We start from the raw sequence: 13,145 nt of genomic DNA, 5'->3' as shown, positions 1-13,145 counted from the left end.
CTGTGTACATCAGGTCTGTCGCCTCAGGTTTGGGGCCACATCGAGTAGATGACGTTGTCCTCGTCGGCGCACACGACCTGCGGCATGATCCCCTCGGGGACCTGGTTGCACGACATGGGCCCGATCTCGATCGCGGGCGACCCGGTGTTCGGCTGGGAGCGCTGGGCGTAGTAGTCGAACAGCACGGCACCGGCCTGGTCGCAGTTCAACCTCCCCGACGGGGTCTCCACCACGACGGCCAGCATCGGCTTGCCGAGCGCCCCGGTGAAGGGCTTCTCGCAGTACTGCGAGGGCATGCCCTCGTACTGGTCCGGGGCCACCCCGTTCAGCGCGGTGCTCTTGCTCGCCGCCGTGGTGGTGGTCGGCGCCTGCGTCGTCTCCTGCGTCTGCGACTGCTGCTGCGTCGTCTCGGGCGTGCCCGTCGACGAACCGGACCCGGTGACCGGCGAGGAGCACCCGGCCGCGAGAACGGCGACGAGCACAGGGGTGATCAAGGACCTCATGCCCGCGAGGTCGTCGCCGGACCCGCCGGTGTTACCTCTTTCGAGTGAGAGCGGCCACGCCGGCCAGCACCACGAGCAGAACGCCCGCGAACCACGTCATCACCGCGGTCGGTGCGAGGAACCGCGTCGCCAGTCCGATCGACAGCGACGGCACGCTCAGCCCCAGGTAGGCGATGAAGAACAGGCCCGCCAGCGCCTCGCCGCGCTTCTCCGGCGCCGCCATCGCGCTCACCGCCCCGATCGACGCCTTGAACTGCACGCCCGCGCCGATACCGGCGATCGCGCCGCCGGCGAGGAACACCGGGAAGCTCGTCGCGTGCATCCCGGCGACGACCAGCAGCACGCCGATCGCCTGCCCGCCCAGGCCGATCCCGCGCCGGACGGCCGGGGAGAGCCCGCCCGTCACGGTCTGGGCCAGTGCCGCTCCACCGAAGACGATGAAGACCACGAGCCCGGCCAGCAGCCGCGACGGGTGGTGCAGTTCGCCCGCCACGAAGCCCGGCGAGACGGAGGTGAACACGCCGAACACCGCGAACGAGGCGAACGCTCCGATGGCCGCGGCGAAGTAACCCGCGCGGTCGCCGTGGCCGGCGCTGATCCGCTGCGGACGGTACGGGACCCGGGACCGCACAACGGTTTCCGGCGTCAGCGCGACCGCGGCGATGCTCACCGCGAGCAGGACGGCCAGCACGACGTACGGGGTGCTCAGCGGCGAGGACACGTACTGCGCGAGCACGCCCGCGACCAGCGCGCCGACGCCGAGACCGCCGATGTTCGCGGCGGTCGACACGATCTCGAACCGGCGCGGGGACGCTCCCGGACGGTGCCGGGAGTGCAGGTCGAAGAGGTACGCGGTGGCGGTCGCGGCGATCATGCCGACGCCCAGGCCGTTGACCACGCGGGCGACGACCAGCACCGGCAGCGAGGTGCTGGTCAGGAACAGAAGCGCGGAGACGATCTCCAGTCCCAGCGCGGGGATCAGGACGGCCTTGCGGCCGGCCCAGTCGGAGACGTGGCCGGCCAGGACCAGGCTGACCACCACGCCCACGGCGAAGGCGGCGAACACGACGGTGATCGCGAACGTGGAGAGGCCCTCGCGGGCGACGTAGAGCGGGAAGAGCGGGGCGGGCACGGTCGAGTAGGCCATCGCGATCAGGAACGTCGCGGCCACGGCCCAGAAGCCACGGCCGTGGGACTTGCTGACAGCGGGGCGTTCGGTGACCGGTGAGTCGAGGAGCACGGACATGCCCCCACCTTGCGCGCGCGGATGCATCACGTCCAACGAGAGTTGGAGCTGACGATCATCAGTTTCTGAGATACTCGCTGGTGTGGACCTCCGTCAGCTGGAGTACTTCGTCGCGGTCGCCGAGGAGGGCAGCTTCACGCGTGCCGCCGCCCGCGTGCACGTCGTCCAGTCCGCCGTGTCGGCCGCGATCAAGACCCTCGAACGCGAGCTGGGCGCCACCCTGCTCGACCGCAACTCGAAGCGCGTCCTGCTGACCGACGCGGGGCAGGCGCTGCTGCCCAAGGCACAGGCGGTCCTGGACGCCGCCACCGAGGCGAAGGATGTCGTGGCACAGGTGAAGGGCGGCCTGACGGGCACGGTCCGGGTCGGCACGCTGACCGCCATGACGCTGATCGACCTGCCGGCGCTCCTCGGCGAGTTCCACCGCCGCCACCCCGGCGTGCTGGTGCGCACGAACGCGGCCACCGCGGGCTCGGTCGGGCTCGTCGAACAGCTGCTGGACCGCAGGCTCGACCTCTCGTTCGTCTCGCTGCCGGGCGAGGTGCCGGACGGGATCGTCCTCGACGAGCTCACGCACTCGGTCATGGACCTGGTCGTGCCGCACGACCACCCGCTGGCCGCCAGGACGGAGGTGTCCATCGGAGAGCTCGCCGGCATGGACTTCATCGACTCACCGCTGGGCTACGGCAACCGCGCCGTGGCCGACCGGGCGTTCGCGGCCAATGCCATCCCGCGGCGCGTGACCCTGGAGATGTCCGACATCTTCACCGGCGTCGACTACGTGCGGCACGGCCTCGGCGTCGCGTTGCTCCCGAGCTACGTGCTCCGTGCCACGGAGGACGTGGCCACGCTGCGGGTGACCGGAGCGGACCTGCGGTGGCCGATCGGGCTGGCCCGACCGGCCGACCGCGCTCCGAGCGCCGCGACCAGGGCGTTGATCGCGGTGGTGCACGAGGTGCTCAAGCGGTGACGCAGGTGAAGCTCGACGCGCTGTCCGGATCGCCCGTGCGGTACCGGGGCCACGCCGGGTACTCGCACAGCGGACGTGTGCGGTCGTGTGTCAGATCGGTCACGACCGGCTGCACGGGTGACGGTCCATTCGAGACCCAGCGTTCGAGTGCCGAGAGCGAGTCCCACCCGGCGGCGAACGCGGGGGCGCCGAAGTTGGCGTGGTTGGCGCCCGGCACCAGGTAGTAACGCAGGAAGTCGCGCGTCGCCTGGGGTCCCAGGAGGTCGCGAACGCGTTCGTAGTAGTCGTTCGTCGAACGATGTGAGACCAGCTCGTCCGCGTTGCCGTGCAGCAGGATCAGCTTGCCGCCGGAGCGCGCGAACGGCCTGAGGTCGACGTTGTTGCGGTCCTGGATGGTCGACAGCTGGCTGATCCGGTCGAGCCACCTGCCGGGCCGCCGGGGATCGAGGTCGAGGGAGTTGAAGGCGGGGTCGCGGGTCAGGAAGTGCTTCACCCACTGGTCCCAGTACTGCATGCCGTAGCCGCTCGTCGCCGGCATCGGGTTGGCCGGCGCGGTCGTGCCGAACCCGAGGAACGGGGTCCGCATGTCCGCACCCGACAGGAACGGGAAGCCGGGGTACTGGGTCTCGCCGCTCGCGACCCGGTACGGCCACCGGAACGGCGTCGACATCGCCGTCACGGCCCCGACCTGGGCGTCCGACAGGCAGGTGGGGCCCGTGTCCGCGCCATCGGGGCAGCGCAGGACACGGGGGTCGAAGTGGCAGCCGCGCTGGTTCGAGACCACCCGGTCCGCGACGCCGTCCAGCCCGTCGCACGCGGCGATCACGCTGTCGTACACCAACGTCTGCTTCGCGGGGCCGGGGAACGCGCCGGGACGGGCCAGGACCTGCGTCAGGTGCCCGAGGTGCAGCACCTCGGCGAGGTTGTTCCACGCGGGGTAGCCCGAGATCACGCCGTCGAACGCGTGCGGCCACCGTTGCACGACGATGAGCGCTTCACGGCCGCCCGTCGAACCGCCTGCGAAGAACGTTCCGGCGGGGCGTTTGCCGTAGGCGCGCTGGATGAGGAACAGGCTCGCGTCGTGCGTCTTCTTCAGCGCGTCACCGGCGGCGAAGTTCCGCACCGCTTCGTCGTTCACGCCGAACGAGCCGTCCAGCGACGGAAGGGCCACCGGTCCCTGCTGGTGGCCGGAGTCGCTGGCGAACACCGCGTACCGCCGTGCCAAGGGCGCGAGGGCATCCGCGGCGGCGAACGGCACGTTCCCCGTGAGCGCCGGGATCGTGCCGTTGTAGCCGCCGCCACCGAACATCATCGCCTTGTGGTTCCACCCGTGCGGCAAGGCGATCCGCATCTTGATGGCGGGCGCCGACCGGTCGACCGGGTGCAGGTCGGCGTCGACCTGGCAGTGCTCGATCGTCTGTCCACTCACGACAGTGCTTGTCACGGCGGCCGCCGTGACGCGGCCACCCCGGGTGGGCAGGCTGAGGGCGGTGGCGGGGATCTGCAGCTGGTTCAGGGAGGCGCACGCCGGCACGGTTCTGGGCGGAGTCGTCGCGAGGGCGGGATCGACGCCGAGCAGCAGGACCGAGGTCGCCAGTACGACGAGTGTCTTCACCACGGACTCCTTTCAGCGGTAGAGGTGCGTGCCGGGAACGGCCTGCGGGTCCTGGCGGACCTCGGCCGGGTTCGTCTCGGGCAGGAACCACGCGCTGACGAAGGTGATCAGGCCCATGGCCGTGATGTAGAGGGCGACCGGCCAGGTGCTGCCGGTCTTCGCGATCAGCGCCGTCATGAGGAACGGCGTGCCGCCGCTGATGATGATCGCGGAGAGCTGGTAGGACAGCGACGCGCCGGAGTACCGGACGTTGGGCGCGAACAGCTCACCGAGGAAGCTCGCGATCGGGCCGTAGGTGAGGCACTGGAAGGTGAAGCCCACCACCACGGCGACGAAGATCAGCGGTAGCGACGCGGTGTTCACGAGCCCGAAGTACGGGAAGCCCCACAAGGCGACGCCCAGGCCGCCGACGAGGATCAGCGGCCGGCGTCCGATCCGGTCGGAGACGTGACCGGCCCAGGGCAGCACCGCGAGCATCGCCACGGAACCGAGCAGCACGACGGCGAGCAGCCCGTTGCGGTCGAGCTTCAACGACGTGGTGCCGTAGTTCAGCAGGCCGGCGATGCTGACGTAGAAGAGGCTGTTGGTGGCCGAGAGGATGCCGCAGGCGAGCAGGATCGTGCCCCACCTGGTCCGGATGACGTGGGCGAGCGGGGCCCTGACCACGGCGCGCTCGGGCCGGGCGACCTCGGTCTGCAGCTCGCGGAACTCCGGCGTGTCCTCCACCTTGGACTGGATGTAGAGGACGACGGCGAACATCACGATGCTGACCAGGAACGGGATCCGCCAGCCCCAGCTGAGGAACGCGTCGTTCGGCATCAGGCCGCTGGCGGCCACGAAGATCAGGTTCGAGATGATCACGGCGACGAAGACGCTGGTCTGCCCGAACGTCCCGGCGAACCCGCGCCGCTTCGGGCTCGCGGACTCCGTCAGCAGCAACATGATCCCGCCCCACTGGCCGCCCGCCGCGAGTCCCTGCAGGAACCGCAGCGTCACCAGCAGGATCGGGGCGAGCGCGCCGACCGACGACGCGCTGGGCAGGCAGCCGATCAGGAACGTCGCGGCGCCCATGAGCGCGAGGCACGTGACGACGACCGGCTTGCGCCCGTACTTGTCACCGAAGTGCCCGGCGAGCACCCCGCCGACCGGGCGCGCCACGAAGCCCGCCCAGAACGTGCTGAACGCCAGCAGGGTCCCGGTCAGCGCCGAGGACTGCGGGAAGAAGACCTTCGGGAACACCAGCGCGGCCGCGGTGCCGTAGAGGAAGAAGTCGTACCACTCGATCGAGCTCCCGATCAGCCCCACGGTCAGCAGCTTGCGGAAACCACGGCGCCGGGTCGCCTCCGTTGCGGAGTGCGCGGACTGTTCTTCGGGCTGGGCCAGAGGGGTTGCCATACATGCCGCCTTCGTCGATGAACCGGCAGGTGATGGCGGCCAATGCTAGGGCGGCGACACCGTCTGGTTGAGGTCCGGATCACACACCTCTCGCCTCGGTTCGGTAGGGCATTCCTCCACCGATTGGTGCGCAAGAATGACGCCGTGACCATCGACCCGAGCGAGTCGCACGAACTCGTCCGCCGGCAGCGCGAACTGGCGTCGTTGTACGCCACGGCCAAGTCGCTCACGGCCCTCGGCGAACTGGACGACGTGCTGCAGTCGATCGTGCGCCACGCCCACGACCTGATGGGCACGGACTTCACCTACCTCTCGCTGGTCGCGGACGGCAGGCTCTCGGCCCGCGCGGCGGAGGGGACGATCTCGGCGGCGTTCCTGAGCGCGACCATCCCGGCCGGTGTGGGGCTCGGCGGCAAGGTGCTGGCCACCCGCCGCCCGCAGTGGGTGCGCAACTACGCCGCCTCGACCCTCATCGACCACGACGCCGGCTTCGACCAGCTGGTCGGCACCGAGGACCTGGTCGCGCTGCTCGGTGTGCCGCTGGTGATCCGGGACGAGGTGGTGGGCGCGCTGTTCGCCGCGTACCGCTCCGAGCGGTCGTTCCACGCGGGGGAGATCGCGCTGCTGAGCGCGTTCGCCGACCACGCCGCGGTCGCCCTCGACAACGCGCGCCTCTACGAGGAGAGCCGCACCGCGTTGCAGGACCTGCAGGTCGCGTACCGCAGGATCGAGGAGCACGTGGCCGTCGTGGAACGGGCGCAGGCCATCCACGAGGCGCTGACCGGGGTGGTGCTGGAGGGCGGGACACCGGACGACGTCGCGCAGCTCCTCGCCGAGCAGCTCGGCGGCACGGTCGCGCTGCTCGACGCGGCCGGCCACCGCTCCGGCCGCGTCACGACCTCGGTCGACGACGGGATCGCCCGCAGCGTGGCCCCGATCCGGACCGGCGACAGCCACCTCGGCGCGCTGCAGTGGAGCAGGGAGGCGGTCACCGGCGTCTCGGACGCCATGGACCTGCGCACGCTCGAACGCGCCACGCACATCCTGGGGTTGCTGATCCTCAAGGAGAGGGCCGTCGCCGAGGCCAGCGAACGGCTGAGCGGAGAGCTGCTGACGGAGCTGATGGTCAGCGGGATCGGGCCCGCCCAGCGCACCCGCACCCGAGCCCGCGGCATCGACGCCGACAGGCTGAACCTCGTCCTCGTCGCGGACTGCGCCGCGGTGTCCTCCACCGACCTCGCACGGCACCTGCACGAGATCGCCAGGGACCGCGCAGGGTTGGCCGGCGAACACCTCGGCAAGGCCACGATGATCGTGCACAGCACCGACGACGACCGGACCGTCGAGGAGGTCCACCGGCGGCTCCGGCGCGCGCTGGGCGGCCCTGTCGCCGTCGTGGGGGAGCGGGCGGTCGGCCACGACTGGGCCCGCGCCCACTCGCTGGCGAGCCGCTGCGGCGCGGTCGTGCGGGCTCTGGGGCACACCGACAAGGGCGTGACGACAGGCCGGTACGCCCTGTACGCGATGATCTTCGACACCGAACGGGTCCGCGAGCTCGACCGCTTCCTCGACACCTCCGTGGGGCCGTTGGTCGACTACGACCAGCGACGCGGGACCGATCTCGTCGGCACGTTGAGCGCCTACTACGACCACCGCGCGAACGTCGCGGCGACCGCACGCGCGTTGCACGTGCACGTCAACACGTTGCTCAAGCGGCTCGATCGCGTCAGCGACGTCCTCGGTGCCGACTGGCGCACCGAGAACGACCTGGAGCTGCAGCTCGGACTGCAGCTGTTCCGGTTGCGCGCCTCAGGCTGAGTCGCGCAGGGCGCTCTTGGACAGCTTGCCGGTGCCCGTCTTGGGCAACGCGGTCCTGAAGACGACCTCGTCGGGCAGCCACCACTTCGCGACTGACGGCGTGATGTGCTCCAGGAGCTCGTCGCCGGTGGCCGCGCTGCCGTCGCGCAGCACGACGTAGGCCACGGGGCGTTCGCCCCACTTCGGGTCCGGGCGGGCGATCACGGCGACCTCGACGACGTCGGGGTGCGAGGTGAGGGCGCTCTCCAGCTCGACCGAGGAGATCCACTCGCCGCCGGACTTGATCAGGTCCTTCATCCTGTCGACGAGCCGGATGTAGCCGTCGGCGTCGATCGTGGCGAGGTCGCCGGTCCGCAGCCAGCCGTCGTCGGTGAAGCTCTCGGCCGAGTCCACCTGGAAGTACCCGCCCGCCACCCAGGGGCCCGCGACCTGCAACTCGCCGATCGCCGTGCCGTCGCGGGGCAGTTCCTGACCCGTCTCGACGTCGGCGATGCGCAGGTTCACGAGCGGCAGCGGCTGGCCCTGGGCCGCGCGCACCGCCGTCTGCTCGGCCCCGGTCGCGTCCCGGTGCTGGGTGCGGGTGCCGCCGATCGTCCCGACAGGACTGATCTCCGTCATGCCCCAGGAGTGGGTGATGGGCACGCCGAGCGCGACCCGGTAGGTCTCGGACAGCGCGGGGGCGATCACCGAGCCGCCGCCGAGCAGGAACCGCGTGGCGCCCAGGTCGTGGAAGGAGAGCTGCGGGACCAGGCTCGTCCACACCGTCGGCACGGCACCGGCGACGGTGACCCGTTCGGTCTCCATCAACCGCAGCAGGTGCGTCGGATCCGACGACGGTCCGGGCAGGACCAGCGAGGCGCCCGTCATCATCGCGCCGTAGGGCAGGCCCCAGGCGTTGGCGTGGAACATGGGCACGATCGGCATCACGACGTCGCTCTCGCTCAGGCCGATGAACCCGGCCGCGAGCGTGCCCAGGCAGTGCAGGATCGTCGAGCGGTGGCTGTACACCACGCCCTTGGGCGGCCCGGTCGTGCCGGAGGTGTAGCAGAGCCCGGAGGCCAGGTTCTCGTCCGCGAGCGTGAACGAGTCCTCGAACGAGCCCGCGAACGGGTCGGCCGCCGCGACCAGGTCGTCGTAGTGCAGGACGCGGGGGTCGGCCGGGATCGGCTCGTCGCTGTCGTCGGGCAGCACGACCCAGTGCCGCACCTTCGGCATCCGCTCGGCGCTGGGCCAGATCCGCGGCAGCAGCGCGCGGTCGACGAACACCACGTCGTCCTCGGCGTGGTTGACGATGTACTCGAGGTGCTCCGCCGAGAGCCGGATGTTGATGGAGTGCAGCACCCGCTTCGTGATCGGCACCGCGAGGTAGAGCTCCAGGTGCCGCCGGGTGTTGGTCGCGAACGTGGCGACCCGCGCGCCGGCGGGGACACCGAGCGAGTCGAGCGCTGTGGCGAGGCGCCTGCTCTGCCCGGCCACGTCGGCGTACGTGACCCTCTCGACGCCGGCCGTCACGACCTGCTTGTGCGCGTACAGCCGCTCGGCCCGCTCCAGAACGTGCGCGAGGGTGAGCGGCCGGGGTTGCATCAGCCCGTCCATGGGAAGTGACCCTAAGTGAGCTCCCGGGCGTGGAAGAGGGGTGAAACTTCCACTCATCCTCCTGTCGTGGCAGCGACTTCTCACACCACGCGATAGGCCTCGCAGGCCAGCGTGATCAGGTCGGTCAGGTGCTGCGGCGGCTGGTCCTTCCACCACGCGAGCCACACGGCGATCGGCGGCGCGTCTGCCACGGCCCGGTACGCCACGCCGGGACGGGGGTTCAGGCTCGCCGTCGCCTCCGACGTCATGCCGACGGCCTGCCCGGCGGCGATCAGCGTCAGCCACTCGTCGACGCTGCCGGTGTTGCGGACGACGGCCGGTGCCTTGCCCGGCTGCCAGAGGTCCAAAGTGGTCGTTCCGGTGCGGTCGTCCACCGCCAGCGAGTACCGGGCGAGGTCGGCCAGCTTGAGCGAACGCTTGCGCGCCAGCGGGTTGTCCGTCGCGACCACGCCGTAGCGGCGTTCGGTGCCGAGCAGGGCCGTCTCGAACCGCGAGTCGTCGAGTGCCCTGCGCACGACGGCGACGTCGGCGGTGCCCTCGGCGAGCCCGGCCGTCAGCGAGTTGGACTGGACGAACACCAGCGGCAGGCCGGGATGCGCGGCCGCCCAGGCCTTCTGCACGCGCCGGGTGTGCTTGCCCAGCGCCGCCCAGGCGTAGCCGATGCGCAGCTCCGTCAACGACTGCGAGGCGATCCGGTGCAGGTGCGCGACCTCGTCCAGCACCCGGCGCGCGCCTTCGAGGACCTGCGTCCCGGCGGCGGTGAGCGCCACGTGCCGAGTGGACCGTTGCAGCAACCGCACACCCAGCGCCGCTTCCAGCGCGGCGACCGACCGGGACACCGACGCCTGGGTGAGGCCGAGTTCCCTTGCCGCGTCGGTGAACGTGCCGGCGTCCACCACGGCCACGAACGCCCGCACGTGCCGCAGATCCATGCGTCCAGCGTATAGGTGACGCGGCTGATGCATTTCCCGCATCGATCAGGCGGGCGCAGGCTGGGGGCATGAAGAGCCTCGGTGGATTCGCCACGATGACCGCCAGCGCGGCCAGCAGCCAGTTCGGCGCCGCGGTGGGCGCGCACGCGTTCGCGTCGATCGGCCCCGCCGGGGTCGTGGCCGTCCGCCAGTTCGTCGCCGCCGCGGTGTTGCTGCCGGTCGCCCGCCCGGACCCGCGAAGATTCACCTGGGCGCAGTGGTGGCCGACGATCGCGCTCGGTCTGGTGTTCGCGACCATGAACCTGAGCCTCTACACCGCGGTCGACCGGATCGGGCTGGGTCTCGCGGTCACGCTGGAGGTCCTCGGGCCGCTGTGCGTCGCGCTGGCGGGCTCGCGCACCCGGCTCGACTTCCTGTTCGTGCTGGTCGCGGCCGTCGGCGTGTACGTGCTGGTGCTGCCGGGGCCCTCCAGCGACTGGCTCGGCATCGGCGCCGGTCTCCTCGCGGCGGCGAGCTGGGCCGCGTACATCCTGCTCAACCGCCTGGTCGGGCAACGGCTGCCCGGCCTGCAGGCACCGGCGGCGGCGACGAGCGTGTCCGCGCTGCTCTACGTGCCGGTCGCGGTGTTCCTCGTGGTCAACGGCCAGCTGACCGGAGTCGCGATCCTGTACGCGGTCGCGGCCGGCGTCTTCTGCAGCGTCGTGCCCTACGCGGCGGACGTGATCGCGTTGCGGAAGGTGCCCGCGCGGCTCTTCGGGCTGGTGTGCAGCGTCCACCCGGTGCTCGCCGCCCTGGCCGGTCTGCTCCTGCTGGGGGAGACGCTCGAACTCCACCATTGGGCTGGAATCTTGCTCGTCGTCACCGCCAACGCACTCGCGGTGACTTGCTCTCAGTGGTCTGGATCACCTACCGTCGACCCTGAAATGTGAATCCAATTCACTTAGCGGGGTGTTCATGCGGACGAAAGTCTTGACGGTGGTCGCCGCACTCGTCGGTGCGGCGCTGGTCAGCGGCCCGTTCGCGTGGGCGGAACCCGAGCCGTACCTGGTGGGCCGGGGCATCTCCGACGTCACCGGCCCCGCCGCCGAGAACGGCATGATGGGCTACTCGAAGTTCGACCAGAAGACGACGGGCATCCACCAGCGGCTGCGGTCGCGGGCCTACGTCGTGGTCGACCGCACGACGAACAAGCGCGTCGCGTACGTCAACGCCGACCTCGCCATGATCTTCCGCGCGGTCCAGGAGGGCGTGCTCACCAAGCTGCAGGCCAAGTACGGCAGCACCTACACGCGCGACAACCTGCTGCTGTCCGCCACGCACACCCACAGCGGGCCCGGCGGCCAGTCCCACAACCTCGCCTACAACCTGTCGATCCTCGGCCTGCAGCCGCAGGCGCTCGCGGCCGTGGTCGACGGCATCACCGAGTCGGTCGTCGAGGCGCACGAGGACGTGAAGCCCGGCTCGATCAGCCTCGGCGTCGGCGAACTCACGAACGCGTCGGTCAACCGCTCCCGCGTGGCGTTCGACCGCAACCCGGACAAGGGCTTCTTCCCCGCCGGCATCGACCCGCAGCTCACCGTCCTGAAGTTCCGGCAGTCGGGCGACGACGTCGGCGCGATCAGCTGGTTCGCCACGCACAACACGTCGATCACCAACGCCAACACCCTGATCAGCCCGGACAACAAGGGTTACGCGGCCTACCAGTGGGAGCACGACGACGAGGGCGTGCGGTACCTCGACAACACCGCGGGCTTCGTGGCGGCGTTCCCGAACACCAACGCGGGCGACATGTCGCCGAACCTCAACCTGAAGCCCGGCTCCGGCCCCACGGAGAACGAGTTCGAGAACGCCCGCATCATCGGCGAGCGCCAGAACCGCAAGGCGCAGGAGATCTACAACGGGCCCTTGGCGGCGGTGTCGGGCGGCGTCGACTCGCGCATGCGGTTCGTGGACATGTCGGCCGTGCAGGTCGAGGGCCGCTACACCGACACCGGCCAGCCCGGCACCACCTGCTCCGGTGTCGTCGGCGCGTCGACGATCGCGGGCAGCATCGAGGACGGCCCGGCCATCCCCGGCTTCTCCGAGGGCATGCAGTCGCCGTGGAAGAAGCTCTTCGAGCCGCTGCAGATGGAGGTCCCGCAGTGGTTGCGGGACTGCCAGTTCCCCAAGGCCTCCCTGGTGCCGACGGGCCTGATCGGCGCCACGCCCAACGTCGTGCCGCTGCAGATCGTCCGCATCGGCCAGCTGCACCTCGTCGCGGTGCCCGGCGAGGTCACGATCACCGCGGGCCTGCGCATCCGCAAGGCCGTGGCGGCCGAAGCCGGTGTGCCCGTGCGGAACGTGCTGATCCAGGGCTACGCCAACGACTACAGCCAGTACGTCACCACGCCGGAGGAGTACGACTCCCAGCAGTACGAGGGCGGCTCGACCCTGTTCGGCCGCAACACGACCCCGGCCTACCAGCAGGAGTTCGCCAAGCTCGCGGCGTCGATGAAGGCCGGCACCTCCCTGCCCGCCGGCCCGATCCCGGGCAAGCCGCCGTTCACCGAGATCAACCTGCAGACCGGTGTCGTGCTCGACGACAAGCCCGCCGACAAGAAGTACGGCGACGTCCTGATCGCACCCAAGGCGTCCTACGGCCGCGGCGAGACCGTCACGTCCGTGTTCGTCACCGGCCACCCGAAGAACAACCTGCACCGCAACCACACGTTCCTCGAGGTGCAGCGTCAGGTGAACGGCCAGTGGGTGCGCGTGGCCGACGACGGCGACTGGTCGACGCGCTACAAGTGGGAACGGGTCGGGATCGCGTTCTCCAACGCCACGATCACCTGGCAGATCCCGGCGGACACCCCCGCCGGCACCTACCGGGTCGTGCACCACGGGGACGAGAAGAGCGGCTGGACGGGCAAGATCAGCGGCTTCACCGGTGCGACGGCGGGCTTCACCGTCGGCTAGCGGGTGTGGACGACGGCCCCTGCCCGTTCGGGTGGGGCCGTCGTTATTCCCGGGGGCGGTGAGGTCGTGATTACATTGTGCACGATTTAATCGCGCACTAGCTTTATGGCACCAC

Annotated in this window: 10 protein-coding genes; 4 read left to right on the top strand and 6 right to left on the bottom strand. The window is 70.5% G+C overall.

The genetic code is table 11. The annotated features are described in order from the left end of the window. Positions 1–23: 23 nt before the first annotated feature. Both IE307_RS08765 and IE307_RS08760 read right to left on the bottom strand, forming a co-directional pair. Positions 24–503 carry a hypothetical protein gene (locus tag IE307_RS08765; protein ID WP_191297340.1) on the bottom strand — a complete coding sequence of 160 codons (480 nt, stop codon included), beginning with the start codon at positions 501–503 and terminating at the stop codon, positions 24–26. Positions 504–534: 31 nt separating this feature from the next. After that, entirely contained in the window at positions 535–1,749 is a 1,215-nt protein-coding gene (locus IE307_RS08760; RefSeq protein WP_191297339.1) for an MFS transporter, read from the bottom strand. 82 nt (positions 1,750–1,831) lie between these two features. Between IE307_RS08760 and IE307_RS08755 the strand changes: the two genes are divergently transcribed. Further along, positions 1,832–2,719, top strand: coding sequence for a LysR family transcriptional regulator (locus IE307_RS08755; RefSeq protein WP_191297338.1), 888 nt, complete (start codon positions 1,832–1,834; stop codon positions 2,717–2,719). Here the strand turns inward: IE307_RS08755 and IE307_RS08750 are convergent. Together IE307_RS08750 and IE307_RS08745 are read right to left on the bottom strand one after the other, a co-directional pair. Further along, positions 2,709–4,334 (bottom strand): tannase/feruloyl esterase family alpha/beta hydrolase, encoded by a 1,626-nt coding sequence (locus tag IE307_RS08750; protein WP_229904535.1) that lies wholly within the window; start codon positions 4,332–4,334, stop codon positions 2,709–2,711. The two genes, IE307_RS08755 and IE307_RS08750, sit on opposite strands and share 11 nt — an antisense overlap. Before the next feature lie 12 nt (positions 4,335–4,346). Next, entirely contained in the window at positions 4,347–5,729 is a 1,383-nt protein-coding gene (locus IE307_RS08745; protein ID WP_191297336.1) for an MFS transporter, read from the bottom strand. A gap of 144 nt (positions 5,730–5,873) precedes the next feature. On the opposite strand from IE307_RS08745, the gene IE307_RS08740 reads away from it, so the two are divergent. Continuing rightward, complete coding sequence (locus IE307_RS08740; protein ID WP_229904534.1) at positions 5,874–7,547, top strand: helix-turn-helix domain-containing protein; 1,674 nt, start codon at positions 5,874–5,876, stop codon at positions 7,545–7,547. On the opposite strand, the gene IE307_RS08735 is transcribed toward IE307_RS08740, so the two are convergent. Together IE307_RS08735 and IE307_RS08730 are read right to left on the bottom strand one after the other, a co-directional pair. After that, on the bottom strand, positions 7,539–9,143 hold the full coding sequence (locus tag IE307_RS08735; protein WP_191297334.1) for a long-chain fatty acid--CoA ligase: 1,605 nt from the start codon (positions 9,141–9,143) through the stop codon (positions 7,539–7,541). The two genes, IE307_RS08740 and IE307_RS08735, sit on opposite strands and share 9 nt — an antisense overlap. An 80-nt stretch (positions 9,144–9,223) precedes the next feature. Continuing rightward, on the bottom strand, positions 9,224–10,075 hold the full coding sequence (locus IE307_RS08730) for a LysR family transcriptional regulator (RefSeq protein WP_191297333.1): 852 nt from the start codon (positions 10,073–10,075) through the stop codon (positions 9,224–9,226). A 68-nt stretch (positions 10,076–10,143) separates the two neighbouring features. Between IE307_RS08730 and IE307_RS08725 the strand changes: the two genes are divergently transcribed. After that, complete coding sequence (locus IE307_RS08725) at positions 10,144–11,004, top strand: EamA family transporter (protein WP_229904533.1); 861 nt, start codon at positions 10,144–10,146, stop codon at positions 11,002–11,004. Between the two features lie 25 nt (positions 11,005–11,029). Beyond that, positions 11,030–13,030, top strand: a complete 2,001-nt coding sequence (locus IE307_RS08720) for a neutral/alkaline ceramidase (RefSeq protein WP_191297332.1) — start codon at positions 11,030–11,032, stop codon at positions 13,028–13,030. The last annotated feature ends 115 nt before the right edge of the window (positions 13,031–13,145 follow it).

Source organism: Lentzea cavernae, from assembly GCF_014653695.1.
GTDB classification, from domain to species: Bacteria; Actinomycetota; Actinomycetes; order Mycobacteriales; family Pseudonocardiaceae; genus Lentzea; species Lentzea cavernae.
The sequence above is the reverse complement of the archived record's forward strand: the minus strand, read 5'-3'. Positions and strand labels throughout refer to the sequence as shown.